We start from the raw sequence: 25,175 nt of genomic DNA, 5'->3' as shown, positions 1-25,175 counted from the left end.
GTAATGGCGGCATCTTTGTTCAGGAATACGGCCATGACGGAAAACCTCCCCGAATTCACCGACTGCATGCGGCAGGCGCTGCGTCATCTTTTCACGACTGCGCCGCTAAGCGCGCTGTTGCTGCCGGTGTGTCTTCTGCTTGCCGCCTGTGGGGACAAGCCGGAAAAAACGGTACCGCCGCGCCCGGTTCACACCGTGAAGGTCCCCGCACCTTCGGTTGCCGGAACATTACGGCAGACCGGTGAAATTCGTCCGCACGATGAGGTGCCCCTCGGGTTTCGCCTCGACGGACGGCTGCTGACCCGGTCCGTGGACGTGGGTGACCATGTCGCTGCAGGACAGATACTGGGCACGCTGGAAAACAACACCAGTCAGAACCAGCTGAACAGCGCGCGTGCCGACCTTGAAAGCGCGCGGGCGGCGGAGCAGCTGGCGGTACTTAATCTCCGGCGAATGACGCAGCTGATGCCTTCGGGTGCCATCGCGCGCGTGCAGCTGGATACGGCCCGGTCAGACTGGCAGGCCGCCGTGGCCCGCCGGCGCAGCAGTGAGGCGGCCCTGAATACCGCCCGGGAGAATCTGAACTGGACGCGTCTTGTTGCCCCGGCCACCGGTGTGGTCACGCAGGTCAGCGCCGAGCCCGGCCAGGTGCTCAGCGCCGGTCAGGCGGTGGTGACGCTGGCGGTGAGCAGCGGACGTGACGCCGTGATTGACGTGGCGGACCCGCAGGCGTTTTCGCACCCTGCTGGCAGTTTCAGCGTGTCACTACTGGCTGATCCGGCTGTGTCGGTCACCGGTACACTGCGTGACATCAGTCCGCAGGCCGATGCGCAGACCCGGACCTGGCGCGTACGCGTCATCCTCGATAACCCGCCGCCGGCCATGGCGCTCGGTGCCAGCGTCCAGGTCGAACTGGCGGGTACCGGGCCTGCCGTGATGCGCCTGCCCTCCGGAGCCCTGACTCGGAGGCAGGACATCCCGGCGGTGTTTGTGGTGGACGACGCCTCCCGGCGGCTGCAGCTACGGCCGATTACGCTTGCCGGCTTTACGGCATCCGACATCCTGGTCATTGCCGGCATCCGGCCGGGGGAGCGGGTGGTGACCGCCGGCGTCAGCAAACTGCGTGAGGGAGAGGTGGTGGCTTCCGGGGAGACGGGCGAATGAGTCACTCCTCCCTGAAGCAGACCTTTAACCTGTCGGAGTGGGCGCTCAGGCATCAGCAACTTATCACCTTCCTGATGCTAATGGTGATGGCGGCCGGCATCCTGAGCTATGAGCAGCTCCCGCGCAATGAAGACCCCGCTTTTACCATCAAGACCGCCGTGGTGTCCGCGCAGTGGCCGGGGGCCACCGTGCAGGATACGGTGAATTTAGTGACTGACCCGCTGGAGAAAAAACTGCAGGAAATTCCGTACCTGGACTATGTAGAAAGCAACTCGCACGCAGGGAAGGCGGTGATATTTGTTAACCTGCGCGACGACACGCCGCCCGGAAAAGTGGCAGATATCTGGTATCAGGTGCGCAAGAAAATGGTGGACGTGACCTCCTCGCTGCCGGAGGGGGTGCAGGGACCGGCGGTGAATGATGAGTTTGACGACACCTTCGGCACAATTTATGGCTTTACCGCCGAAGGGTTCACCCCGCGCGAGCTGCGCGACCGGGTTGAGGACATCCGGCGCAGCCTGATGTCACTTCCGGACGTGGGAAAAATAACCCTGGTTGGCGTGCAGGAGGAGCAGTTAGTGGTGTCCTTCTCGCCCCGTCAACTGGCGGGCATGGGGCTGGATTTGCAGCAGGTGAGCGACACCCTGAAGGCACAGAACGACGTCGTGCCGTCGGGCACACTTCGCACGGACCGGGAAAATGTGGCTCTTCGGGTCAGCGGGGCGCTGACCTCGGAGGATAGCCTGCGGGCGGTCACGCTGCACGTGAACGGGCGCTACATTCCCCTGGCCGACATTGCCACCGTCCGGCGTGAAACGGCTGAGCCCCCCGCGCCGGCGTTCCGGGTGAACGGTCAGCCGGCCATCGGGCTGGCCGTATCCATGGCCGCCACCGGCAACATGCTGGAATTTGGTCATACCCTGAACGCGCGGATGCAGGCCCTCGGTCAGCAACTCCCGCATGGCATAGAGATGGTGAAGGTGGCCGACCAGTCGGCGGTGGTCGGCCAGGCGGTGAGCGGGTTTGTTCGCGTACTGGCCGAGGCGGTGGTCATCGTGCTGGCCGTGTCGTTTGTATCGCTGGGCCTGCGGGCCGGCCTGGTGGTGGCGGCGGCCATTCCGCTGGTGCTGGCCATGACCTTCACGGTGATGCTGCTGTGCGGCATCGGTCTGCAGCGTATCTCGCTGGGCGCGCTGATTATTGCCCTGGGGCTGCTGGTCGACGACGCCATGATAACCATTGAAGTGATGGTCTCCCGTCTGGAGGAGGGAGACTCACGAAGGCAGGCGGCGACCAGCGCCTTCAGAACCACGGCTTTCCCGATGCTCACCGGCACCCTGGTGATGATTGCCGGGTTTATTCCGGTCGGCTTTGCGGCCTCCAGTGCCGGGGAATACTGTTTTACCCTGTTTGCGGTGGTGCTGATTTCGCTGCTGTGTTCGTGGGTAGTGGCGGTACTGTTCTCCCCGCTGACAGGCGTCTGGATATTACCGGCACAACTGCGCAACGCGCACGAACACAAGGCGTCGGGCCGGCTCAGGCGCGGTTATCACCGTCTGCTGCTGCTGGCCCTGCGTCACCGGCTGATGACGCTGGCCTCGGCACTCGGCCTGCTGGTTCTGGCCGCGTATGGTACCACCTTTATGCAGGGGGAATTTTTCCCGGCCTCGGACCGGCCCGAACTGCTGGTCAGCCTGACGCTGCCGGCAAATGCTTCACAGACTGAAACGGCCCGGCAGACCGTCCGTCTGGAGCAGGCGTTGCTTCACAATCCAGACGTGGACCATTTCTCCGCCTACACAGGGTCGGGTGCCATCCGCTTTTATCTGCCGATGGATGTCCTGCTGGACAATGAGAATACCGCCCAGCTGGTTGTGGTGGCGAAAGACCTTGAATCCCGGGACCGGCTCAGGCAGCAGCTTGTCACCCTGCTGGCCCGGGAGTTCAGTGACATCACCACCCGCGTCTCGCCACTGGAGCTCGGCCCACCGGTCGGCTGGCCGGTGAAATACCGCATCACCGGCCCGGATTATGCGCGGGTGCAGACTGTCGCTCATTCCCTGGCCTCAGCTCTCGGTAGCAGTCCCGTGACACGTGAGGTGAACCTTACCGCCGGCGAGCCGCAGCGGGTCATCACGTTACAGGTGAACCAGACGGCCGCGCGGGCGGCGGGGCTGTCTTCAGAAAGTATTGCGCAGGCGCTGAATGCCATCTGGTCGGGCAGTACCGTGACCACGGTACGCGACCATAACCGGATGATTGACGTGGTGCTGCGTGCGGATAACGCCGAGCGGCAGGACCTCTCGACGCTGTCCGGAATGCTGCTGACGAATGACCGGGGAGATAAAATTCCGCTCGGCCAGGTGGCCACTCTGACATGGGGTGTCGACGACCCGGTGATCTGGCGGCGACAGCGTCTGCCGTATATCACCGTGCAGACGGACCTGGCCCCCGGCATGCGTGCAGAGGTGGTATCGTAACACCTGTTGCCGGCAGTGAACAAACTTCGCTCGACCCTTCCGCCCGGCTACCATATAGAGGAAGGTGGCACGGTGGCCGAGTCGGACAAGGGTAACCGCTCGGTGTATGCCGTGCTGCCGGTGACCCTGTGCGCGATGCTGATCCTGCTGATGATACAGCTGCAGCGCTGTTCCCGGATGCTGCTGGCGTTGCTGATGGCCCCGTTCGGACTCATTGGTATCGTGCTGGCCATACTGCCGACCGGTACGCCGATGGGCTTTGTGGCACTGCTGGGGATTATTGCGCTGGCCGGGATGATAATCCGCAACGCAGTCATTCTTATCAGCGAAGTGGATGACAATAAGAACAAGGGCATGGCCGGTGATGATGCCATTATTGCTGCAGCAGAACACCGTGCCCGCCCGATATTGTTGACCGCCAGCGCAGCCATACTGGGGATGATCCCCATCGCGGAACAGGTCTTCTGGGGCCCGATGGCTTACGTCATCATCGGGGGACTGTTTGTGGCAACTCTGGTGACCCTGACCGTTCTTCCGGCGGCCATGAGTTTGGTGATTCAGCTTGAACAGGCGACTATTAAGAGGAATGAGGAATGAATACATCTCCGGTCCCCTCATAATTCGACGCCCGGATATGTGACAAGTTTCGTATTCATTGACGGAGACAGCGCTGCGACTACGTTTTTCACCGCCATCCAGGATAAGGCGCGTTAACAATTAAATACGTAGTATTTTTCTTATAGAATACTTTCAATCGCTCTCGTACTGCCACCAAGTAAGAAAAAATATTTTAATCATGGATCTAAACGTATCCCGCATAATCGTGCCAGTCACATTTAGAGATCATCCGGCATAATCAATCTGCCAACGAAGGAGATCGCTATGCATAAAGCCCGTTTTACTGAGCATCAGATGATCGCTGTGATTAAGTCGGTTGAAGCCGGACGAAGCGTTAAAGATGTCTGCCGGGAGGCCGACCTCACGCGGGACCTGTGACACTTCGGCTCAGGTGATGGGCGAGATCACGCTGCTGTGATTGTGCATCACCGGCTGCTCCAGGCAGCTGAGCACGGCTTCCGCTAGCTCTCGCAGGATGAACGCGCAGAGTCTGGTATCAAGCATCTACGTCCTGTTCAAAGCTTACCCCGTCCGTTGTCGCTGATAACGCCTTCACACTCCGTCAAAAAATCAGGAGAAGTTTTTCCCAGCAGGGGGAATGTAATCCAAGCCAGGCAGACGGGACGCAGAATGATGCTGTCCTCTTCCCGGACGATCTCCAGCTCACCCACTCCCTCAAAATCCAGATCGCGGGGCAGGCGAATAGCACGGTTATTGCCGTTTTTAAAAATAGATACGATTCTCATGTTATTTCTCTCCCGGCAGAGTGGAATGTGGAAAATATCCGGTTTGATGTTCCTGACAGCGGATGTGTTCAGATGCAGATGCATGGCATATCCTAGTTCCACTCTTTTTCTCCACAGATCCGAAAAAAAAAGATAGTTCCGGATCTCTTGTGGTAACCGATTTGGAGAAATTAAAGAGGCTTTAGCTGGTAAGAATTTTCTTCAGGAGGGGTAACCGTCTCTGTCACATCAGTTTTGGCATCATCTGTCACCTATACCGTAATGGTGAAAAAATCTGTTAGGCCGCATTCTTATGTTGAGAATAAGTACCTATGTGCTCACGCATATGTGCTTGTAAAGGTTCGTGCTAACTATTAGGTTATGGTCTGTACCGACGGGTTGCGTAATCGCAGAGTTCAATTTCTGATAGGCATTTTAAGAGGAGATCACAGTGAAGCGATTCCCGAATGGCTCAGACTGGCGTAAATGGGATCTGCACGTGCATACCCCTCAGTCATCACTTGAAAATCAGTATGGGAATGACTGGGATGCTTATCTTTCTGCAATTGAAGCATTTAGTGACGAGATCGCTGTCATGGGCGCGACCGATTACTGCACCATTACCGGGTATGAGAGGCTGCTCTCATATCGTGCGCAGGGACGGATAGCCAATATTGAGGCCGTTTTTCCTAATATAGAATTTCGCATCACGCCAGAGACGCAGAAAGATAAAGGTGTGAATATTCATCTAATTATTAATCCGGAAGATGTTGGTCACGTTGACAAAATAAAACATGCCTTGGGCCGGCTGTTTTTTCGTTACGACGGGCAGAATTACTCCTGCAGCGATCAGCAATTAACTGAGTTGGGGATTGCGGTGGCAGGGCTGTCCTCTCCCGAAAGAAATCTGCGCGACGGCATTAATCAGTTCAAGCCCTCTTTTGACGCCTTTGAGGACTGGATTAGGGGTGAAACCTGGCTGCGGGACAATGCTATCATCATCGCATCTAACAGCTCAGGGGATGGAATCTCTGGGCTACGTGACAACGGTCTTCTTGCTATCCGGCAGAATATCTACCGTCTGGTGGATGCGATTTTTTCAGGTAACCCACAGGATTGTGAGTATTTTCAGGGCCGTGGCAGCGACAGCAGGGCTGAGGTCATCCGTAAATACGGCAAGCTACTCCCCTGTTTTCACGGCTCGGATGCACATGGGCTGACAAAAATCTTCCGTCCCGACCAAGACCGTTTTTGCTGGATTAAAGCCGATCCTACTTTTGCGGGATTAAAACAGGTGCTTTACGATCACACACGTGTCAGGATCCAGAAAACGTCCCCCCATACAAAAACACCCTATCAGTATATTAAACACGTCCGCTTTACTGACCGCAGCGGCCAAGCACTTTTTTCAGACCAGCCCGTCCATTTCAGTCCCGACCTGAATGCGATCATCGGCGGGAAGTCTTCAGGAAAATCTCTGCTGCTTTACCACATGGCGTGTGCTATCAACGCCAGTGAGGTAAGCGAGAAAATGAAAATTTCAGGACAGGCAGTCTATGGCGACCTTAATAGTCTCGATGTTGATGTCACGTGGGGAAACGGGGAAGTAAGTTCACTGCATGATGACGAGACCCGGCCTGTAACCTATATTCCGCAGTTGTATATTAATCATCTTGCCGAACGCAGCGGGCAGATCCAGCTTAATCAACTAGTCGAGGAGATCCTGCACCAGAATAATACTTTCAAAGTTTTCGCCGTGGGAAATGCCGCGCAAAGGGAAGCGTCGATACGGGCCATAAAAACCAGAATTGATTATCTTAACGAGTTGCGCAAAAAATATAGCGAATGCGGTAAGGAAATGGAGAAATATGGCACGGAAAAGGCTGTAAGCGATGAAATCCATCGGCAGGAAGAGAGGATAGCCCAGCTAAGGAAGCAGGCATCGTTTACACCGGAAGAAGAAAAACAGTATTTAGCGCTGAGACAGCGCACAGACACCCTTCACTCCCGTCGGCGCGCGATAGATGATCTTACCGGTGCAAGTAGCAGCCTGAAAGAAAGCCTTAAGCGATATGCCGGTAGCTCGATACAAAGCCTTACCGATCAACTCAGGCTGGACTCTCCGCTGCCTGATAATTCCTCCTTTCTGGAGAAATGCCTCCGTCAATTGGAGGCCAGCCTGGCAGCAGCCGTCAGTGACTTCATTTGTCTCCACGAGGCCCGTTTTGACAGCATCCCTGCCAAGCTGAGGCGGATAGACACCGAAAATGCGGCCAAACAGGAAACGCTGCTTCCTTTGTCGGTAAAAATTACCGATCAGGAAACGCTCAAAGCGGCCACAGCTGCGCTGGAGAAGGAAAACGAAAAGCTTAGACAGCTACAGCAATTGTCTGAACGACGGAAGTCCATTTTACAGGAAGGCAATGACACTAAAAGTCAGCTCCAGACAGAATATGCGCGCCTGACTAGCCTTTACCAGGCTTACGTGAACGAGCTCAGCAAGCCTGAATATCACCCAGCAGGTGAAATTAGCGTGACCGCTCGCATATCCTTCAATGCTGAGAAGTTTGATCGCTTCACTGGCTGCTTTGACCGGCGAGGAAACATAAACCTTCTGCTCGGCGACCTAACCAACCCAAAAGGCGGCTACGCATTTTCCGCCAACAGGCATGCGGACACGATAGCAAGCATCTATGAACGGTACCGAAACGGGGGCGTTGCACCCGCTCTTCGTAAGGGTATTGAGGATTCTGATATTCTGAATTACCTCTATGATGACTGCTACTTGATTGATTTTTCAGTGCGTTACCGGGGAGATGATATTGTGCAGATGTCGCCGGGCAAGCGAGGTCTTGTACTGCTCAACCTGATCCTGCACCTGAGCAATTCACGACACCCTATCCTTATTGATCAGCCTGAAGACAATCTCGATAACCGGACGATTTATTCCCAGCTCAATGATTTCGTGAGGCAGCGAAAGGCAGACCGGCAGATCATCATGGTGACGCACAATGCTAACCTCGTTGTTGGAACAGATGCCGAATGCGTGATTGTTTCTAATCAGAGTGGCCAACGTTCGGGCATTGAGAACAGTGAGTTTCGGTTTGAATATTATACTGGCTCACTAGAATGCTCGTTCACCTCGCAGGACGATTCTGGCCGTCTGCACACCCGGGGCATCAGGGAGCACGTTTGCGAAATTCTGGAAGGGGGGATCCAGGCCTTTAAGGAAAGAGAGCGCAAGTATGGCTTGTAGACTTAAACGGCGCTTCAGTTCTTGCCGTGCTCTGCGGTTTCGGCAAGAACTGACCATAAACATAATCCCCATAACCTGAAACTTTCGCCACGCGCTGTGTGTACTGCCCCCGAAAGTAGGACAAATTAAACGAGGCATTTGATAAATGGGTATAAGATGGCTCAGCATTTATCTTTTGATAATAGATAATTGAATCGCCACGGGTTTAACAGACATCTCGGAGTCATTTTAGATGACTTAAAGAGAGGTACCCTGGCCATTACCCGCTCACAGCAGTGATTTATAGTTTATGCTTTGAGCATATAGATACATGATTGCACTGTCAGACCGGTAGATGTGATTACCTCTAAATGGTTAGCTCCGCGTCTCAACCGGTTCAGGCAGAGATATCCTGAATTTGATATTGAACTGGATGTGACTGACATTAATGTGGATCTTAATGATGGTCAGGTTGATGCTGCAATTCGTTACGGCCTTGGTAACTATCGAGATGTTTCGTCTGAACGTATGTTCGATGAAACAGTCACCCCTGTCTGTAGTCCTAGTTTTCTTGAGAAACATAATGTTCTGACAGAGATTAAGGAACTTTTTAACTGCGTTCTTCTTCATGAGAATAGAATGCAGGCGAACTGGAAGGCATGGTTTGAGTTAGCCGGAGAAAAAAATTTCAGTTGCCATAAGGAGCCCTTATGGACTCTTGGCAGCATGGCGACGTAGGCTGCTATACGTGGCGAAGGAGTTGCTCTAGGACGCAGTGTGCTGATTGCAGATGATGTAACTGCTGGAAGACTTGTTGTTCCGTTTCCACAGTACAAGCTTAAGGCTGAGCGGGGTACGATTTAGTCTGCTGTCCAGATAATCAGGATTCATTCAAAATAACCATTTTAAGGCATTGGCTCTCTGAAGAAATGAGCCTGTTCAAAGATTGAATGACGCGCTAAGAAGGGCCCGCTCATGGCACAAAGCGGCCTCAAAGGGTGGCCGCAATGTCAAAGGTCAGTAAAAGCACATTCAGGGTGAAAATGATGGATGCCGCTTCATCGCCGATTCGCCGTGAGGATGATTAATCCATTTTTAGCAATAGTAAGCTATTATTTATTCCTTAAATACAATAATCGTTTATTAGCAACAATCCGTCACTTTTGGTAACTCTCATGCAATAATCAATCTTCTCCTCCGCAAGGATCCGAAAACTTCCAGTTCCGGATCTCCCTCAGACGCACCGGCGCGCAGCGGCGCAGAAACACAACATGTGCCACGCCGTCAGCTGCGTTTTCTTCTATATGTTGTGTTTATCCCCTTCCCCGTGACCCGTCGTGCAGGGGCAGATATTGCCGCTTTGCTTATTTCGTGTGCGTGGTACACTTCCGAAAACTGTTAAATACGCAAAAAATCGGATCACGTCGAAACGGCCATCCGGTAATTTAATTACGTGGTTATATGCCTGCTTATTATCATCATGCAAATGATAACAACAGGGTAAAATAATCCGGGTGACAGACGCAGGGTTGTGCGCAGACAGATCTGCCGCCCGTCATAATTACTCTGAGTGACTATTTGCCAGCAAACCAGAAAGGAGATCAGGATGGGACGTTCAATACCGGTGAAGATTGGTCAGAAGGAATTTAAATCCAAAAAAGCCGCCGTGAGCTATTTCATGGATCAGCGTGAGGCTGTTAAAGAAAAGGGGCCGTTAAAGGAGGGCAACTTTTTTGAAGAGCTGAAGGCGCTTTATCTGAATTATTGCGATTGCTGTGAAAGCTGGGGACTGAACGGACGGACCATCACATCCTTTACTGTTGACCTGGAACCCCGTCAGAACGGTCAGACCTGGGCATCACATCTGTGCTACTGGGTGCATTTTTCAGAAAAGCAGGCCCGGCCTTTCTCGGTAAGGGAAGCGGTGGATGAGATCGCAAAAGCTGCGGCTGAACAACTGTAGCTGAGGGCGGGAGTTCGCAGCAGATCATCGGAACAGAAAAAGCCATGAAAAAGAAACAAACGTCAGAGCCGGGGTTACTGGCAAGCGACAGCGACTGGCACAACAACGCATGTTTGAATTACATGCGTGATCACGGCACAGCTTACACTGAAGGTTACAGGCGGGCTGCTGACATTCTGATTAAACACATTGATGAATCCGGGCGGGACCAGGATTTTCTGGTTTATCCGGTGTTGTTTCTCTACAGGCATCACATCGAACTCCTTATCAAACAGATTATCGGACTGGCTCTGGCGCTGGCAGAAGAGCCAGATAAACACCAGTACAAAAAAGATGACCATAACCTGAATACCTTATGGCCGCTGGCACAAAAGCTGATCCTGGAGGTTGATGACAGCTACCGATCTTCCGATTTTAAAATCGTCAAAGAGGTGGTTAAAGCTCTTCACCAGGCTGATGAACGGGCGACAGATTTCCGATATGCCAGGAGAAATGACGGCACCCGGAGCCTTGAAGGAATTCATTACGTCAACACCCGCCGCTTTGGGGAAAAAATGGGAGAGGCTTCCGATTTACTTGACGGGGTCGACAACGGCCTCCGGTACCTGCTGGACTGTAAGGCCGAATGGAATCAAATTCTGGACAGCTTCTGACAGCCAGAAACGGCGCGAAAAACCATCAGACTTACCTGAACAACTAATGATACTGAGATACCGATCATGACTGGCCTCATACCTTCAGCTACTTCTCAGGGCTCAATGGCCGCCCTGCCAGTGACCATCGACTATCCCGCAGCACTGGCCTTACGGCAGATGGCGCTCGTTCAGGACGAACTACCGAAATACCTGCTGGCGCCGGAAGTGAGCGCCCTGCTCCACTATGTGCCCGATCTGCACCGTAAGATGCTGCTGGCCACCCTCTGGAATACGGGCGCCCGCATTAACGAGGCACTGGCGCTTACTCGAGGGGATTTTTCGCTGGAGCCGCCCTACCCGTTCGTGCAATTGGCCACACTCAAGCAGCGGGCGGAAAAAGCGGCCCGAACTGCCGGCCGTTCGCCTGCCGGCAGTCAGACGCATCGCCTGGTTCCGCTTTCTGATGCGAGCTATGTCAGCCAGCTGGAGATGATGGTGGCCACTCTGAAAATACCTCTTGAACGTCGTAACAAGCGAAGCGGCAGAACCGAGAAGGCACGTATCTGGGAGATTACCGATCGGACGGTCCGCACCTGGCTCAGCGAAGCGGTTGAAACGGCTGCGGCCGATGGGGTGACGTTCTCCGTGCCGGTGACCCCGCACACATTCCGCCATTCCTACGCGATGCACATGCTGTACGCAGGCATACCGCTGAAGGTGCTGCAGAGTTTAATGGGACATAAGAGCATCAGCTCGACGGAGGTGTATACGAAGGTGTTTGCGCTGGATGTGGCAGCACGGCACCGGGTGCAGTTCCAGATGCCGGGCGATGAGGCGGTGGCGTTGCTTAAAAAAACAGGTGACTAAGATAGCAAGGTAACAAGATGGTAAGTTACTATCTTACTATCTTACTATCTTACTATCTTACTATCTTACTATCTTACTATCTTACTATCTGATTAACTTAGTAACCATGCCACCTTTAACTACCAACTTCACAAGTTGTTAAGTTGTTAAGTTGTTATTACTTTAATCTCGATTTTTCAATCAGTTGAGAGATTTCTTCTCGTGATAAATTTTCTAATGCCATCACTGCAGCTCTAACTACATCGGATCTATTTACTCTCCTGTTCCCTGATAACATCTCTTCCTTAATGACATTATCGATTGAGTTAAGATTCTCTTCAGCAAGAGAGATACTGACTGGTTTTGCTTTACTAGTCGCAGATTTATTACTTGGTTCATCTGGATTTTTTGCAGTGAGGCCAGCTGTGCCTCCGTTTATAAACGAAGCTTCGTCTCTTGGCGGTGTATGTGCTCTATTCCTCACAGAATGATCTCCTTAACCAGAGCTTCAATTTCTTCTTGGGCTTTGATGTTCTGTGTTTCAAAAATAGTCATTGATTCGGCCCAGGCATCCCTGTGAGCTTTTCTGTCACACACGCGAGCATTAGACAGATTCATTTCCGGAAAGTCTTTGAGAACATCCGCTGCCTGATTAGCTTCATTAACGAACATGTTAGTTGGTGTCATATTCAACACTAAATACCCACGTACAGACTCGTTGAAATCTTTAGCTGCAGTAAAAACAGAGCATGTATGTGGTACGACATCCAAATCCATTTGGGACGGTCGTAAAGGGGAAATAAACACATCTGCAGCCATTAATCCGCTTCGCATCTCTGCACTGTCACGGCCAGCACAATCGGCGATTACAAAGTCATAAGATTTTTCATGCTCTTTTAGCATGGCTTTGATGTTGCCGGACGCTCCAGTCACAGGCATATGAGGCAAGTTCTCTGGTCGATTGTTATACCAGGTCAGTACTGATTTTTGATCGTCGGCATCTACAATGAGAACTCGCTTTCCTAGCGCCATAAGATATGCAGCGATAGAAACTGCGAGCGTACTTTTACCTACTCCACCTTTTTGACTACCAAGAACAATGATCATATTCCGCACACCTTGTTTGTTATCTTATTAAGATAATAGGATATTAAAAAATAATTTTCAATATCTCCGGCGCTTGTATCTTGCTATCATGTTAACTTGTTATGTTAATAAGACAATGTAATTCAACAAGATATTATTAAGTTTAAACGCTTTGCTATCTTAATAAGTTGCTATGATATCAAGATATTATCTTGATATCATAATCACACTTTTGAGTGAAGGAGTAAATCAATGGACCTTGTGTGGAAAAAAAATCCAAGGGGAAGGCTTGAAAGGAAACTGAATCTGGCAGAGAGAGAGGCATTGCTGCATGTTTTCAGCAACAGTCGAAAACCCGCTCAGGCTGATTTACGTATAGCAAATTCTGTGCTTGAAGAAATGGACCGCCGTAAGCTGTGGTTAAAATGTGATTGCGTCGAACATGACCCGAACATTGAAGGTCCTTTTAACTGCGAGGTTAACGTTGCCAGGTTACGCCACGTCAAGACGACAAGACAGCATGATGAACAGTGCCCTTTGTTCAGGCTAAAGAAAAGTAAGGATGCTGATAACACTATCACTGAAGGAAAAACCAGCCCATTAAATCCGGTTGGCGGGAATGATTGGTTACCTGACAAGAAGAAAGACAACAAAATCAACGCTGTGGAAGGGCCGGTAGTGCCCCGTAAGCGTCGACGCAAAACTCTTAAACCCATTCCGGCTCTGGGCCGAAAATTGCTGACTCTCATTCAGGCAGCTGGCCTGAACCAACTTGAACTAGTACCTGAATATAAAAGTCCGGGGTTAGTCGGTTCGGTCAATAGAATAAAAGAAGTTCTGGATGAACATACAATGGGCAATGGAAGACAGCTTAATATGCTGTTCAGTTGCGCGCCCTGGCTGTCCCTCGAACGGATTAACGACATGCTGACTCAGCTGGAAATTTCACTGCAGACTGATAGCAGTGATAAGGAGGCATGCGTGTATATCATTGGTATTGCGACCGATGCCAATCGGGAAGAAGTAACCTTTAGCGTTCGTAGTAATACTTTTATCCATAGGCCTGAAGCCCGAGTCAGTATCAATGGAGAAAGCACCTACAACACTGGCAGTCGGGCCCCATACTGGGCAATTCTGGAATACCGCAGAGGTAGGGATGGTAAGGTTTACTGCCATGAGGGCTATGCGCATGCCGCGTATACGCTTGATAATCCTGTGCCTGTGGATAGCAACAAAGAACGCGACACACTGAAGGTAATAATAAACGCCAGCAGCTATGCTGGTCGTCAGGAAAATCATCCGGATGCTATCAGCCTCAGCAAGCCACTTTTTACGTCTAAGAGCACTAAAAATGGGGTGGAGGAGGTCATTCATCCTGACTTCATACTGAATGTGGTTCCGAGCAAAGAAAACACAGTTACCACTTTCATCATCGAAACAATGGGCTCTGAATCCGAGGAGTATGTCGAGCGTAAACTACAAACACATAGCTGGATGGAGCAGGAAGGTGTGCTCTTAACTGATCCTCCGGGCTGGCCAGAACATTCAGACAGGACATTTAACAGCTGCCTGCTCAAACACATTTTTAGTGCAGGGAAAATGCACCAATAGTTACAGGCAGCGGTTTTGAATTCAAATAGTGACAATACACCCTCAGCCAGAAGTGGAAAGGGCGCTCTTAAGTGTGACAAACGACACTCTGGGCTGAGGGGAAATGTGACAAGCTGCACTGAACTAAGTGTGACAAATTGCCCTCAATAAGTGTTTCTAAAGCACAAAATAGGTACCATTTAGTTCCTGAAAACCAGTCAGGGCAAAGGAAGGCAAACTTTTCTGTGACAAATCACCCTGAGAGCTTTAACTCTAGTGTGACAAACCACCCTGCTAATTGTGACAAATCACCCTCAAGCTCTCTCAGGTGTGATCGACATTATGTCGCTGAAAGAAAAGACTATATGAGTCGTCTGGCGGCCTTTCTTTTTCTCGATATAAGACAGGCGCATTGGCGTTCTGCTGTTAATCTCATCGACACTCGCCTGCAGGAACCGACGGCGAAAGTCCGGCATACGCTGATAACTTTGCGGAAGCTGATAGCGCTCCATGATCCAGTCTATTTTCAGGGATACCACGCCAGAGCCATCCGGCTTACGGTACTGGCATAGTGACTCGTACAGGCGCATGGCATAGGGATTTGTGATCTCTTTCGTTTCACTTAGTCGGAACTGTGTGAAACGGTTCTGAAGGCCAATAAAGAAAGGAATGAGGTACGGGTTAATATGGACGCTGTAAAGCCCTCTGGAGGGACTATGGGCACGTTTGATGAACCAGGGAAAGGACTCATAACCTTTTTCCTCCCCGGCATCCTCTTCAGGCCGATAAAAGACCACTTCTTTACCCGCGAATCCCTTGAGAGCCTGACGGATATCTTTGCTGGCCTCGGCGGAGGTCAACCCGAAGGTTTCAGCATACTTGGCGACCTGAATTTCACATATCCCGTCATGCTCCTGGAGCGTACCGTCAGATTTTCTGATCTGGTCCACAAAGAGATAAAGCATACGCTTTTGATCGCGAGAAAGACTGTATGCCGCCTCAGTCAGTTCGTTTGACTGGACAATTCGCGGGCTATTCTTACGTTTTTTATGGTTGATAACCGCAACTTCCGTCATGACAGGTCCGTGTAAAGTGTGACAGGAATTTAGATTGTCACACTAATTGAAAAAGAGTCAACAGGTTGGGATAACTTTGTGGAATACAGCAAATCATGAGGGCAATTTGTCACAGGGTTAAGGGCAATCTGTCACCCTTTAAGAGGGAGGTTGAGGGTGATTTGTCACACTGAAAGGGCAAATTGTCACAATGATCCTTCTCAAACCCGCATGAATAAAGGGCTGAGAAGAGTTCTAAAAAGGTAAACCTAACAACCTATTAAAAAGATCTTATAAAAATATGTCCGTGGATAAGTGGATAAACTTTAAGGAGCTAACCTTTAGAATTCGAGCGTAAGCAGAATTTGTCAGTGCAGTTCCCTGGTGCTTCCTCGCTCACTCGCGGGCTTCGCCCTGTCGTTCGGCTGCGGCGAGCACTACTGGCTCTCTCTGAAAAGCGAAATTTAACTGATCCTCGCTATGGGGATATCTTTCCAGCGGGTGGTGTACGCAGGGGAGAGCATGTCGCGTTTCATTTGCCATGATGGCGCTATCCCTCGTCCGGCAAACCAGACCTGTCCCAGCCCGGAATGATTAATGCCATCGAGAACCTTCATCAGCTCAGCGCTGTGAGGACGTGGAGGACGTTCGTCGAACAGCTGCAGCTGCGAAACGCCGGAGCCGGTGAAGTCATTCAGCATCACACCGGCTTTGGCATACCGGTGCCCATCCTTCCAGATACGCTCCAGAGCCGTTGTGGCGGCCGCAATGATGTTCCGGGTGTCCTGAGTGGGGGTAAGCAGTTTCTCCGTGGCCACGTTGCCGTAGTAAGGCTCTTTAACGGCGAACGGAGACGTTTTGATGAATACGGAAATATGCCGGCAGTACTGGCGCTCTTTACGCAGCTTTTCTGAGGCCCGTTCTGCGTACTGACAGACAGCCTGGCGCAGCGAATCGTATTCAGTGATCTTCTCGCCAAAACTGCGGCTGCAGACGATCTGTTGTTTAGTAGGCGGTGCTTCCTCAAGCGACATGCAGCTTTCCCCGTTCAGTTCGCGCACTGTTCGCTCGAGAACGACGGAGAAATTTTTCCGGATGAAGGCCGGGTTCGTCAGGGCCAGATCAAGCGCGGTCCTGATGCCAAGAACATTGAGCTTGCGTGCAATACGGTTTCCCACGCCCCAGATCTCTTCGACCGGCTGCAGTGAAAGCAGTTTCCGCGTTCGCTGAGGATTCCCCCGGGTCAGGGCGAGCACGCCACGAAACTGTTTCCACTCCTTTGAGGCCCACTGGGCTGATTTTGCCAGGGTTTTCGTCGGCCCGGCACCCACGCCGATGGTCAGACGGGTACAGTCATACACGTGCTGACGCAGCTGCCGGCCGAAGTCCTCCAGGTCCATGCAGTGCTCAACGTCGGTCAGGTCGAGGAACATCTCGTCAATCGAATACTGTTCCACCCTTGGGGCCAGCTCCTCCAGGCAGCTCATCACGCGCGCTGACATCGAGGCATAAAGTTCATAGTTGCTTGAGAACGCGTATATTTTTTCCGGGTACGTTTCGTTTTTCAACTGAAACCACGGCGTGCCCATTTTGATCCAGGGCTTTGCCTCGGCACTTCTTGCGATGACGCAGCCATCGTTATTACTGAGCACCACAACCGGCTTTCCTTTCAAATCAGGGCGGAAAACACGTTCGCAGCTGGCATAAAAGCTGTTCACATCGGCCAGGGCAAACATCAGTACATCTCCCTCGGGCGGTGGATGATGTGCGTGACGACGCCAAAGATATCCAGATCGTCCGGGTCGGGATAAATCGGCGACCAGGCGGCGTTCATTGGCTGCAGCGTCAGTCGTGGCGTCAGCAGAAGCCGTTTAACCGTAAACTCCCCCTGCACACTGGCCACAACAATATCGCCGTGCCGGGGCTTCTCTGCACTGTCCACAACCAGCAGATCGCCATTGTAAAGGCTGCCGTCGGACATGCTGTCACCGCTGGCACGGAGATAGTAAGTCGCGCTCGGGTGCCGTATGCAGTAATCATGGAGATCCAGGTCGGACTCGACATAGTCAGCGGCAGGGCTCGGAAAACCGCAGCTGGCCAGGTCTGCAAACAACGGATGGGCCTTTGGCGGGAGTGCTTTCCCGGTGCTGAAAAGCTGCAGTTTTATCTTTCCTCCTGACGTCTAAATATACTGGATATGCATACAGTATATTTAACAGCGTGAGGATAATCCAGATCACCTGCTTCATGAACAGGGTGAGTAACCTAAGTTACTCAAAATGCTATTTAATATCATTATGGGACATTTAAATTACTCATAATGAGAAATAGGGCTTTTATTTTGCCATTTTGCTCTTATAATATGTATCAAATTGAGTTTAATTGACGGAGCATAATGATGAATTTTTACTGCGATGATGGTTCAACTAATGTTAAGCTGGCATGGTTTGAAGGAAACGAGCTGCAGACCCGGGTTTCAGCTAACTCCTTCCGGCATGGCTGGAAAGTGGCGGAATTCAGTGCCGCAACGTTCAACTATCAGGTGGGCACGCTGAAATACACCTGGGACAGCGTCAGCCGGGATGCCATCCCGACAACAAACGTGGAATACCAGTACGGTGATCTCAACCTGCTGGCCGTGCATCATGCCCTGCTGAACAGCGGACTTGAGCCGCAGCCGGTGAGCCTGACCGTGACGCTGCCCCTGAGCGAGTATTATGACGGGGACTGCCAGCGGAACGAGGAGAACATCCGACGCAAACGAGAAAACCTGATGCGTGAGCTGGTTCTGAATAAGGGCAGGGCATTTACCGTAACGGACGTGAAGGTGATGCCTGAATCACTGCCGGCGGCGTTCTCCCGTCTCGCGGAGCTGAAGCCCGGACCCGCTGAGACCACCCTGATTATCGATCTCGGCGGAACCACGCTCGATGCCGGCGTGATTGTCGGACAGTTTGATGATATCAGTGCGGTACACGGCAATCCGTCTGTCGGCGTGTCACAGGTCACCCGCGCAGCTGCAGGCGCGCTGCGGGCTGCAGACAGCGAAACCAGCGCGCTTATTGCTGACACGGTCATCCGCAACCGCAATGATCGTCAGTATCTGCAGCGAGTGATCAACGATGCCGGAAAAATTGACGATGTTCTGAACAAAATTACAGAGGCAATCACTTCCCTGGGGGCGCGTGTCACCAGTGAGCTGACGGCCTTCAGGAACGTTAACCGGGTATTCCTGGTCGGGGGAGGGGCATCCCTCATTGAAGAGGCTATCCGTCAGGCCTGGCCTCTGGCTCCTGACCGTATCGAGGTTATCGGCGATCCGCAGCTGGCGCTGGCCAGAGAGATTGCCCTTTACAATAAAGAGGACTAAACGTGCCGGACGGCCAGTATTCTTTCTATCTGCACAGCGACGATCGCACCGACATCGCGGCGATGGCGACCATCAGCACCATCTCACAGCCCCTGCGCGGTGACTTCATCCGGACCGCCGCCACCGCCGGGGCGGTGATGTACCAGACGGATGCCCGTTTACCGGCGCTGATCCCGGTGTTCTTTGACGGACATCTGAGCGCCATCCGGCTTTGCGCCGTGATGGCGCTGGTATCCGGCACCTGGTCTTCACTCTCAGGACTTCCTGATGAGCCTGATGGTGGCGTTGCTGCTCTGGCCATGTCACCGGAGACGGAATACCAGCGCCGGCGTTACACCCTGACGCTTCAGGATGACCGGAGCAGTGAACGGGTTGAGCGTGTGCTGACGGGCGTGTCATCCCGCCTGCGCGGAGAGCTGCTGAGAAACCTGATTATCACCGGTCTGGCCCTGCATACGACCGCACCGGAGCTGCCGCGTCTGCTGGCCAGTATGCCGGTACCGCCCGGCACGGTCAGCGAGTTGCAGGTTCTGGTTCAGCAGATGGCTGGTACGGCTGACGTGAGTATGGCTGCAGTGCCGGAGAAACCAGCGGAGCCTGCCGCACCGGTATCCGCTGAAGCGACCAGCATAAAGAAAAATATGCGCCGGGCATTCGGAGACTAGAGCATGTCAGTGATTAAACAAAATGCAGTGCAGTGCATTCATAACTTTCTGCGCGCCCGGAACGTGCCTGAATCTCAGTGGCCGGAACGGGTCAAAAAGACCGGCAGGGGAATGATACTGGCAGGCGTGGCCGTCGTGGTTCCTGGCGTACTGGTTGATAACATCTCACTGCCGGTGACAATCGCGATGCAGGTCTGCTATGCCTCACTGATCGGCCTCGGGGTTCTCCTGGCGTTTGACGAGAAAAAACCAGAGGGGCGGGGATGAATATGAACATTAACCTGAAGGAAACAATATGCAGCTTGAAGAACTGACAGGAGACGAACGTACGCTGGTCGTTGTGGCACTGCAGGCGTTGTTCCGCGAGAGATTATCCGCATCAAATGCCGTCTTTACGGTATGTAGCCTGTCCGGAAAAGAGCAGCCGCCGGAAGATATTTTTGGGCTGCGTGAAGTAGAGGATGCGCTGAGACGTATTGGTGCAGCTCCTGCGCGTTAAATCCGGTCCCGTACACTTCAGAAAAAAACGGCAGGGTGACATCTCATCCCTGCCGTCAAAACTAAACGCTTAATTTTTCGGCGATTATAATGTATTGTTTTGTGATGTAAATCACATTTTAATTTAATGTGAAATTTTCCCTCCGTTTTATATCTCCCGTAAAAAATTACCCGCCGTGCCTTCACGCTAACCCGGCCGCTGCGGTCGCAAGGGTTCACGTTGTCTCCGTCCTCACCCGTTCGCGCCCTGCACGGTGCATTCAGCCCGTGAAGGGCTTGCGCTGCGGCTTCGGCGTCGCCCTGGCGTCCTCCGCTTTACGCCGTGTTTTTGTGGCGGCACGGCGCAAGAGGGTGCCGGATGCTGAGGACACAACCATGTTCAGACTGACCTGTATTGAACTCGATAACGGCGAGTTTGCCGTCTATATCAATCACCATTACCTGGGGAGTGAAGATGCCAGCGGAGAGCGACTTTCTCTGGGGGAGGTTCTGGAGCAGCTCTCACTGCTGCCGGGCGTGGAATTACAGACCCTGCTGGAACCTGTACCGGAGTGCGATGACTGGTGCTGGAACGACATCGCCGATCGCGTCCTGCCGTCGCGTCCTGCATGTCGTGATGATGTGACGGTGGCAGGGCTCATCGCCAGGCTGAAGCAGTACCCACCGGATGCACTGTGTATGGGGACGTTCTGGCTGGAAGATGATTTTCTGTCGCTTGATGGCAGTCTGTCGGAGGAGGAAATTGCAGAAGCCATGCGTATCTGCGACCACAGCCACGATGCAGGCATCGGTTTTAACTGGGACACGCTACAGTTCGCTATCGACCACGTGAAGGGGCGCTGAAAAAAAGGACACCATCCGGGGAGGGGGTGTCCTGAAGCCATGCAATTCGTTACAGGTGAAAACCCTTAAGATGTTTTCGGCGCTGATAATCACATAATCACTTCGCACTTTCACCTGCCATATATCCGACTCAAAAAAAAGACGTCTCCGGTTGGGGACGTCCTGAAATCAAAGGCACACATGTCAGATAACGGCGCGAATCCATTATCAGTGTGCATTCTGCCATACACTCACGGACTCATCAGCTACCAGAACCGGTACCGAAGGATGTCGGTTCCCTCCGCCTTATTGCCGCCAGCCGGCGGCGTGTTCAACGCCGTGCCTTCACGCTAACCCGGCCGCTGCGGTCGCAAGGGTTCACGTTGTCTCCGTCCTCACCCGTTCGCACCTTTCACGGTGCATTCAGCCCGTGAAAGGCTTGCGCTGCGGCTTGCGGCGTCGCCCCTGCGCCCTCCGCTTTTCGCCGTGTTTTTGTGGCGGCACGGCGCAAGAGGGTGCCGAATATCAGAGAGGAGTGTGTCTATGTCCCGTTTTATTCTGGGTGACTGCGTGCAGGTGATGTCCCGTTTTCCGGCGCGTGCCGTCGATTTTATCCTTACCGATCCACCGTACCTGGTTGGCTATAAGGACCGTACCGGCCGCACCCTGGCCGGGGACAACTCTGCCGAATGGCTCCAGCCCGCCTGTCATGAAATGTACCGCGTGCTGAAAAATGACAGCCTCATGGTGAGTTTCTATGCCTGGAACCGCGCGGATCTGTTTCTGAATGCATGGAAAACGGCCGGTTTCCGGGTGGTTGGCCATATCGTCTTTGCCAAGAGCTACGCCTCAAAATCGACGTTCGTGGGTTACACCCATGAGAGCGCCTACCTGCTGGCGAAGGGAAGGCCGCAAACCCCGGACCGTCCCATCCCGGACGTGATCCCCTGGAAATACACGGGCAACCGACATCACCCGACGGAGAAGCCGGTGCAGAGCCTGCGGCCGCTGATTGAATCGCTCACGCGTCCGGGGGCTATTGTCCTTGACCCGTTCGCCGGCAGCGGCTCCACCTGCGTGGCCGCCGCCGAAGCCAGCCGCCGCTATATCGGGATCGAGATGCTTGAGCAGTACCACGCCGCCGGCGTTAGACGTCTGGCACAGGTTGAACGGGCGAGAAGGATGCCGGCTGCCAATGACGGCGCGTTTTACCCCGACTATCCGGATGCGGCATGAACTACCCGGGCCTTGAACACCTGCGCGCGGACGTGGCCGCGCTCAGCAATGCCATGTGTGACGTGCGGATGCTGCTGAACCGCCTCGAATCGCAGCACCGGCACGACGCGGCAACGCTTACCGAACGTATGGCTGCGCAGACTCTGCGCCGGATCAACACCCTGCTTCTTGAAGCCTACCGCGAAGCCCTGGTGCTGGACGAAACCTTTCAGGACTGACTGACCCTGCCGGGCTAATGCCCGGCCTGTAACCCCTTACAAGAGAGAAAAAACGATGTACGGAACCCGCGAAGAACTTTGTGTACAGCTTGAAAACATGTTCACGTTTGACGAACCCCTGGTCCTGCTGGTCTGGACGGAAGAGGGGATTAGCGTGGCCTGCCGTGAAGCCCAGCCAGAACCGGACGGGACTGAAATCCGGAATCTGATGAAGGCGATCGGCGAAATGAAAATGACGCAATACCGCCAGGAGGGGGTAAATAATCTGACTGTCAGCGATCTCCTGGCCAGTCAGCGAGAAGTGGCAAACCGTCAGGTGAGTGTCCCGGCGGTATTCCTGTCCCGCGTCCTGCGTAACTATGAATGCGAGCTGGAAAACCGGATCGGTATGGCCTGGGAAGCCGGGCGGCAGGAGCCGGAATCCGTCAGGAATGAGCTGAAGGACGTTCACGCATTACAGGAGACGCTGGCCGCGTGAGGGTGAGAGCCGGGGTAACGCCCCGGCAACCGGTGGACATCCACAGCGAAAAGGATGTCAGTACCTTCCGCTTTTATCCGCCGCCGCCCTCCGGGCCACGTCGGGACAATGAAACTCCCCTGAAGCTCCGTGCGGTGACGGCATGCGCCGTGACTTCACTGTAGCCCGGCCGCATCGGCCACAAGGGTTCGCTGACGCCTCCGTCCTCACCCGTTCGCACCCTTCACGGTGCATTCAGCCCGTGAAGGCTTTGCGCTGCGGCTTGCGGCGTCGCCCCTGTGTCCTCCGCTTTTCGCCGGTCTGTCGTGTCGTCACGGCGATGCCGGAACCGAGAATATGTTAACCGTGGAGGATCTATGAACCAGACCGTGACCTGTGATGCTGTTCGTCTTGAGGGTGCGCAGCGCCTGACTTTCCTGCCTGATTTGTTTGGCGGCGATTTTATGACGTCCGAGGCATCCGTGTACGCCTATGCCCAGCGTTACTGCCCTGAGTATCAGCGGGGATTCTGGCAGTTTTACCGGCTGCCGGAAGGCGGCGGATAGCACTGGCGCTCAGAAGAGAGGGAGGAGCGTTGAACCACAAAGTGATTCAACGCCTGATGAATGCACTTCATCTCAAAGCTGCAATAAGAGTTAAGCGCTACAGTTCCTGGCGGGGTGAACATGGGCGTGCTGCTGACAATATCCTGCAACGAAACTTCAAAGCCAGCCGGCCTAATGAAAAATGGGTCACCGATGTCACTGAATTCGCTGTCAGTGGCCGCAAACTCTACCTTTCACCCATTATTGACCTCTTTAATAACGAAGTGATTTCCTACAGTATTTCAGAGCGTCCAACCATGCCTATGATCGATGACATGCTCATTAAGGCCTTTGCCAGGCTTGATGCAGGTATCAATCCTGTTCTTCATTCTGATCAGGGCTGGCAATACCGTCATCGATGGTACCAGTATCAGCTACGGGAGTTTGGCATCATCCAAAGTATGTCCCGCAAAGGCAACTGCCTCGATAATGCCTGTGCAGAATGCTTTTTCGGGACGTTAAAATCAGAATGTTTTTACACCAGTAAATTTAAGGATATTGATGAACTTAAGCTAGCTATTGAGGATTACATTCGATACTACAATACCCGGCGAATTAGCCTTAAATTTAACGGACTCAGCCCGGTTGAATACCGCCTAAAGAGCTATCCAGGCAGAAATTAACAAGCTCTGTACTGGGATGCTGTCAGGAAACCGGAACGTCGTTGGACAGGCTCACGCAAGGGTCTGATATGAGCGAGGATCGGAAGTTCGCTGTACGATAAAGGCATTACTTAAATCGGGGCGTGTTAAAAAACAGGTAGCAGGTCAGCACGGATATGGTAGAGAAAGATCCCCAGTACGCAGCGGCGAAGCTGTGTACAGATGAAATTCAGGACATCTCGAAGGCCCAGGAAGCTAAAGGCATAAGATGTAAGCACTCATTCAAAACCATTCCTCGCACGACTTTAGCTCATGATGGAGCGGTCGTTTCAACAGAGGTTTTAAGTATTCCGTATGTAACGTCAACCTATGTCGATAACGGTGTTGAGGGGAGTGCGTGGCGGAAATGTGTGGAACAAAAAATGAGGAAAAACGCGAACATTTAGTGGAAAAACTGCGTGGATTGCGCAACATGATGTTGCGCAAATTTGACCTCTCGTTAAAGAAATCAGCATTCGATCAAATTTTCATTTTTTTTTCTAAAACATTGACATAGTGTCTAGGCCTTACGGTACGAGGACTTAGGCTTTTTTACCCTTTCACAACCTCAATTTAACGTCAAAATCAACTCTTGTGCTGAAAAGATTCGATACTAGAATACTCACCATATAGCGGAAAGATTTTTTGCAACCCCTATATGTAGTATTTAAGGATGAGAATTTTTCTGTCCGCCGGAAATGAAAAAACCCGGCTGATTAGACCGGGTCTTCCAATCGGTGTCAGGAGTTACAGCTCCCTAACCGTGCCGTTGTTAACCGGCGACTAAAGATAGCTTAATCAAATGCACTGCATTCTACAAGCAACCGGAAAGGCCAGAATTTGGTCAAAACGGCTGAGGGGCGCTTGAAGACTGATGCGAGGCTGAAAAAAAATTTTGTCAGGGGATTTGGTGATTCGAAGACCCCACCCACATCCAAAATCGTGCTGTTGTTAACCGGCGACAAGTTAACTCAACTGCAAAGGCAAGCCCAAGGGTGTTTGCAGCCAGGCGCGAGAAAACAAAGTAAGGCCTCAACATGCAAATGCTGTTGTTGTTTTTAAAACTCGCGCACCCAGTGACTGTCATCATTATGACACTGCTGGGTTTCTGGAAAAACCGATAACCCTGAAGCCCAAGGAGGCTCAAATGTTTAACTTGCTGATGAAGTTACTACCGCCGTTGGTGTCCATTATCGTTATGGTCGTCGATTATTTTAATAAGCGGTAATTAGGTGTAACAGAAAAGGCCCAATGGATGGGCCTTTT

21 protein-coding genes and 4 pseudogenes are annotated in these 25,175 nt (G+C 52.6%); 19 read left to right on the top strand and 6 right to left on the bottom strand.

The genetic code is table 11. The features are described from left to right. Positions 1-33: 33 nt before the first annotated feature. The 3 genes and pseudogenes from AC2FAP_RS22725 to AC2FAP_RS22715 all read left to right on the top strand — a co-directional run. Positions 34-1,164: an efflux RND transporter periplasmic adaptor subunit gene (locus AC2FAP_RS22725; RefSeq protein WP_041163009.1), complete on the top strand. Its 1,131-nt coding sequence runs from the start codon at positions 34-36 to the stop codon at positions 1,162-1,164. Beyond that, a pseudogene (locus AC2FAP_RS22720) lies at positions 1,161-4,241 on the top strand (efflux RND transporter permease subunit). The gene AC2FAP_RS22725 and the pseudogene AC2FAP_RS22720 overlap by 4 nt, the downstream one beginning before the upstream one ends. 285 nt (positions 4,242-4,526) lie before the next feature. Continuing rightward, positions 4,527-4,628, top strand: a pseudogene (locus tag AC2FAP_RS22715) (transposase); the annotation flags it as partial. A 149-nt stretch (positions 4,629-4,777) separates the two neighbouring features. Here the strand turns inward: AC2FAP_RS22715 and vapB are convergent. Next, positions 4,778-5,008 (bottom strand): type II toxin-antitoxin system VapB family antitoxin, encoded by a 231-nt coding sequence (gene vapB / locus AC2FAP_RS22710; RefSeq protein WP_041163025.1) that lies wholly within the window; start codon positions 5,006-5,008, stop codon positions 4,778-4,780. Positions 5,009-5,438: 430 nt separating this feature from the next. Between vapB and AC2FAP_RS22705 the strand changes: the two genes are divergently transcribed. The 5 genes from AC2FAP_RS22705 to AC2FAP_RS22685 all read left to right on the top strand — a co-directional run bounded on the left by AC2FAP_RS22705 (position 5,439) and on the right by AC2FAP_RS22685 (position 11,687). Continuing rightward, positions 5,439-8,243, top strand: a complete 2,805-nt coding sequence (locus AC2FAP_RS22705; protein WP_232937879.1) for a TrlF family AAA-like ATPase — start codon at positions 5,439-5,441, stop codon at positions 8,241-8,243. A gap of 336 nt (positions 8,244-8,579) precedes the next feature. Continuing rightward, positions 8,580-8,960, top strand: a complete 381-nt coding sequence (locus tag AC2FAP_RS22700) for a LysR substrate-binding domain-containing protein (RefSeq protein WP_014172336.1) — start codon at positions 8,580-8,582, stop codon at positions 8,958-8,960. A gap of 886 nt (positions 8,961-9,846) precedes the next feature. Next, a complete protein-coding gene (locus AC2FAP_RS22695; RefSeq protein WP_239660960.1) occupies positions 9,847-10,185 on the top strand; it encodes a hypothetical protein in 339 nt (112 codons plus the stop codon). A 44-nt stretch (positions 10,186-10,229) separates the two neighbouring features. After that, positions 10,230-10,838, top strand: a complete 609-nt coding sequence (locus tag AC2FAP_RS22690; RefSeq protein ID WP_100122904.1) for a hypothetical protein — start codon at positions 10,230-10,232, stop codon at positions 10,836-10,838. A gap of 66 nt (positions 10,839-10,904) precedes the next feature. Further along, the gene (locus AC2FAP_RS22685; protein WP_333063220.1) at positions 10,905-11,687 is read left to right on the top strand and encodes a site-specific integrase; all 783 of its coding nucleotides are present in this window, start codon (positions 10,905-10,907) and stop codon (positions 11,685-11,687) included. Positions 11,688-11,844: 157 nt separating this feature from the next. On the opposite strand, the gene AC2FAP_RS22680 is transcribed toward AC2FAP_RS22685, so the two are convergent. Then, positions 11,845-12,150, bottom strand: a complete 306-nt coding sequence (locus AC2FAP_RS22680; protein WP_014172326.1) for a ribbon-helix-helix domain-containing protein — start codon at positions 12,148-12,150, stop codon at positions 11,845-11,847. Beyond that, positions 12,147-12,773, bottom strand: coding sequence for a ParA family plasmid-partitioning AAA ATPase (locus tag AC2FAP_RS22675; protein WP_008502208.1), 627 nt, complete (start codon positions 12,771-12,773; stop codon positions 12,147-12,149). The genes AC2FAP_RS22680 and AC2FAP_RS22675 overlap by 4 nt, the downstream gene beginning before the upstream one ends. 231 nt (positions 12,774-13,004) lie before the next feature. Here AC2FAP_RS22675 and AC2FAP_RS22670 point away from each other — a divergent pair, with 231 nt between their 5' ends. After that, positions 13,005-14,363, top strand: coding sequence for a hypothetical protein (locus AC2FAP_RS22670; protein WP_119916869.1), 1,359 nt, complete (start codon positions 13,005-13,007; stop codon positions 14,361-14,363). A gap of 293 nt (positions 14,364-14,656) precedes the next feature. On the opposite strand, the gene repE is transcribed toward AC2FAP_RS22670, so the two are convergent. From repE to umuD, 3 genes are all read right to left on the bottom strand, one after another. Next, positions 14,657-15,418 carry a replication initiation protein RepE gene (repE, locus tag AC2FAP_RS22665; RefSeq protein ID WP_014172323.1) on the bottom strand — a complete coding sequence of 254 codons (762 nt, stop codon included), beginning with the start codon at positions 15,416-15,418 and terminating at the stop codon, positions 14,657-14,659. 443 nt (positions 15,419-15,861) lie between these two features. Then, the gene (locus tag AC2FAP_RS22660) at positions 15,862-17,133 is read right to left on the bottom strand and encodes a Y-family DNA polymerase (protein ID WP_333063225.1); all 1,272 of its coding nucleotides are present in this window, start codon (positions 17,131-17,133) and stop codon (positions 15,862-15,864) included. Continuing rightward, entirely contained in the window at positions 17,133-17,564 is a 432-nt protein-coding gene (gene umuD / locus AC2FAP_RS22655) for a translesion error-prone DNA polymerase V autoproteolytic subunit (RefSeq protein ID WP_045261331.1), read from the bottom strand. Before umuD ends, AC2FAP_RS22660 begins: the two co-directional genes overlap by 1 nt. 231 nt (positions 17,565-17,795) lie before the next feature. On the opposite strand from umuD, the gene parM reads away from it, so the two are divergent. From parM to AC2FAP_RS22605, 10 genes and pseudogenes are all read left to right on the top strand, one after another. Then, positions 17,796-18,767 (top strand): plasmid segregation protein ParM domain-containing protein, encoded by a 972-nt coding sequence (parM, locus tag AC2FAP_RS22650; protein ID WP_333063242.1) that lies wholly within the window; start codon positions 17,796-17,798, stop codon positions 18,765-18,767. Between the two features lie 2 nt (positions 18,768-18,769). Continuing rightward, on the top strand, positions 18,770-19,432 hold the full coding sequence (locus AC2FAP_RS22645) for a plasmid partitioning/stability family protein (protein WP_049022775.1): 663 nt from the start codon (positions 18,770-18,772) through the stop codon (positions 19,430-19,432). 3 nt (positions 19,433-19,435) lie between these two features. Continuing rightward, entirely contained in the window at positions 19,436-19,699 is a 264-nt protein-coding gene (locus AC2FAP_RS22640) for a hypothetical protein (RefSeq protein WP_333063228.1), read from the top strand. Positions 19,700-19,727: 28 nt separating this feature from the next. Further along, positions 19,728-19,931, top strand: coding sequence for a hypothetical protein (locus AC2FAP_RS22635; protein WP_013087140.1), 204 nt, complete (start codon positions 19,728-19,730; stop codon positions 19,929-19,931). Positions 19,932-20,305: 374 nt separating this feature from the next. Beyond that, positions 20,306-20,773 (top strand): hypothetical protein, encoded by a 468-nt coding sequence (locus AC2FAP_RS22630; RefSeq protein ID WP_023327694.1) that lies wholly within the window; start codon positions 20,306-20,308, stop codon positions 20,771-20,773. Between the two features lie 522 nt (positions 20,774-21,295). Beyond that, entirely contained in the window at positions 21,296-21,988 is a 693-nt protein-coding gene (locus AC2FAP_RS22625; RefSeq protein WP_333063230.1) for a DNA methylase, read from the top strand. Beyond that, positions 21,985-22,206: a hypothetical protein gene (locus AC2FAP_RS22620; protein WP_013087144.1), complete on the top strand. Its 222-nt coding sequence runs from the start codon at positions 21,985-21,987 to the stop codon at positions 22,204-22,206. The genes AC2FAP_RS22625 and AC2FAP_RS22620 overlap by 4 nt, the downstream gene beginning before the upstream one ends. A 55-nt stretch (positions 22,207-22,261) precedes the next feature. Beyond that, a complete protein-coding gene (locus AC2FAP_RS22615; protein WP_479435896.1) occupies positions 22,262-22,684 on the top strand; it encodes a DUF1380 family protein in 423 nt (140 codons plus the stop codon). Positions 22,685-23,040: 356 nt separating this feature from the next. After that, positions 23,041-23,226: pseudogene (locus AC2FAP_RS22610) on the top strand (antirestriction protein); the annotation flags it as partial. Continuing rightward, positions 23,214-23,891, top strand: a pseudogene (locus tag AC2FAP_RS22605) (IS3 family transposase); the annotation flags it as partial. The pseudogenes AC2FAP_RS22610 and AC2FAP_RS22605, both read left to right, overlap by 13 nt. Positions 23,892-25,175: the final 1,284 nt, after the last annotated feature.

The sequence above is a fragment of the Enterobacter cloacae complex sp. 394I7 genome, from assembly GCF_057320345.1.
This window is presented reverse-complemented; position numbering and strand designations above follow the sequence as displayed.

Excerpts from the sequence above, each read along its gene's own strand:
- AC2FAP_RS22725 (WP_041163009.1), top strand. The coding sequence starts at position 34 with ATGACGGAAAACCTCCCCGAATTCACCGACTGCATGCGGCAGGCGCTG.
- vapB (WP_041163025.1), bottom strand. The coding sequence starts at position 5,008 with ATGAGAATCGTATCTATTTTTAAAAACGGCAATAACCGTGCTATTCGC.
- AC2FAP_RS22690 (WP_100122904.1), top strand. The coding sequence starts at position 10,230 with ATGAAAAAGAAACAAACGTCAGAGCCGGGGTTACTGGCAAGCGACAGC.
- AC2FAP_RS22685 (WP_333063220.1), top strand. The coding sequence starts at position 10,905 with ATGACTGGCCTCATACCTTCAGCTACTTCTCAGGGCTCAATGGCCGCC.
- AC2FAP_RS22675 (WP_008502208.1), bottom strand. The coding sequence starts at position 12,773 with ATGATCATTGTTCTTGGTAGTCAAAAAGGTGGAGTAGGTAAAAGTACG.
- AC2FAP_RS22670 (WP_119916869.1), top strand. The coding sequence starts at position 13,005 with ATGGACCTTGTGTGGAAAAAAAATCCAAGGGGAAGGCTTGAAAGGAAA.
- repE (WP_014172323.1), bottom strand. The coding sequence starts at position 15,418 with ATGACGGAAGTTGCGGTTATCAACCATAAAAAACGTAAGAATAGCCCG.
- AC2FAP_RS22660 (WP_333063225.1), bottom strand. The coding sequence starts at position 17,133 with ATGTTTGCCCTGGCCGATGTGAACAGCTTTTATGCCAGCTGCGAACGT.
- parM (WP_333063242.1), top strand. The coding sequence starts at position 17,796 with ATGAATTTTTACTGCGATGATGGTTCAACTAATGTTAAGCTGGCATGG.
- AC2FAP_RS22640 (WP_333063228.1), top strand. The coding sequence starts at position 19,436 with ATGTCAGTGATTAAACAAAATGCAGTGCAGTGCATTCATAACTTTCTG.
- AC2FAP_RS22635 (WP_013087140.1), top strand. The coding sequence starts at position 19,728 with ATGCAGCTTGAAGAACTGACAGGAGACGAACGTACGCTGGTCGTTGTG.
- AC2FAP_RS22630 (WP_023327694.1), top strand. The coding sequence starts at position 20,306 with ATGTTCAGACTGACCTGTATTGAACTCGATAACGGCGAGTTTGCCGTC.
- AC2FAP_RS22625 (WP_333063230.1), top strand. The coding sequence starts at position 21,296 with ATGTCCCGTTTTATTCTGGGTGACTGCGTGCAGGTGATGTCCCGTTTT.
- AC2FAP_RS22620 (WP_013087144.1), top strand. The coding sequence starts at position 21,985 with ATGAACTACCCGGGCCTTGAACACCTGCGCGCGGACGTGGCCGCGCTC.
- AC2FAP_RS22615 (WP_479435896.1), top strand. The coding sequence starts at position 22,262 with ATGTACGGAACCCGCGAAGAACTTTGTGTACAGCTTGAAAACATGTTC.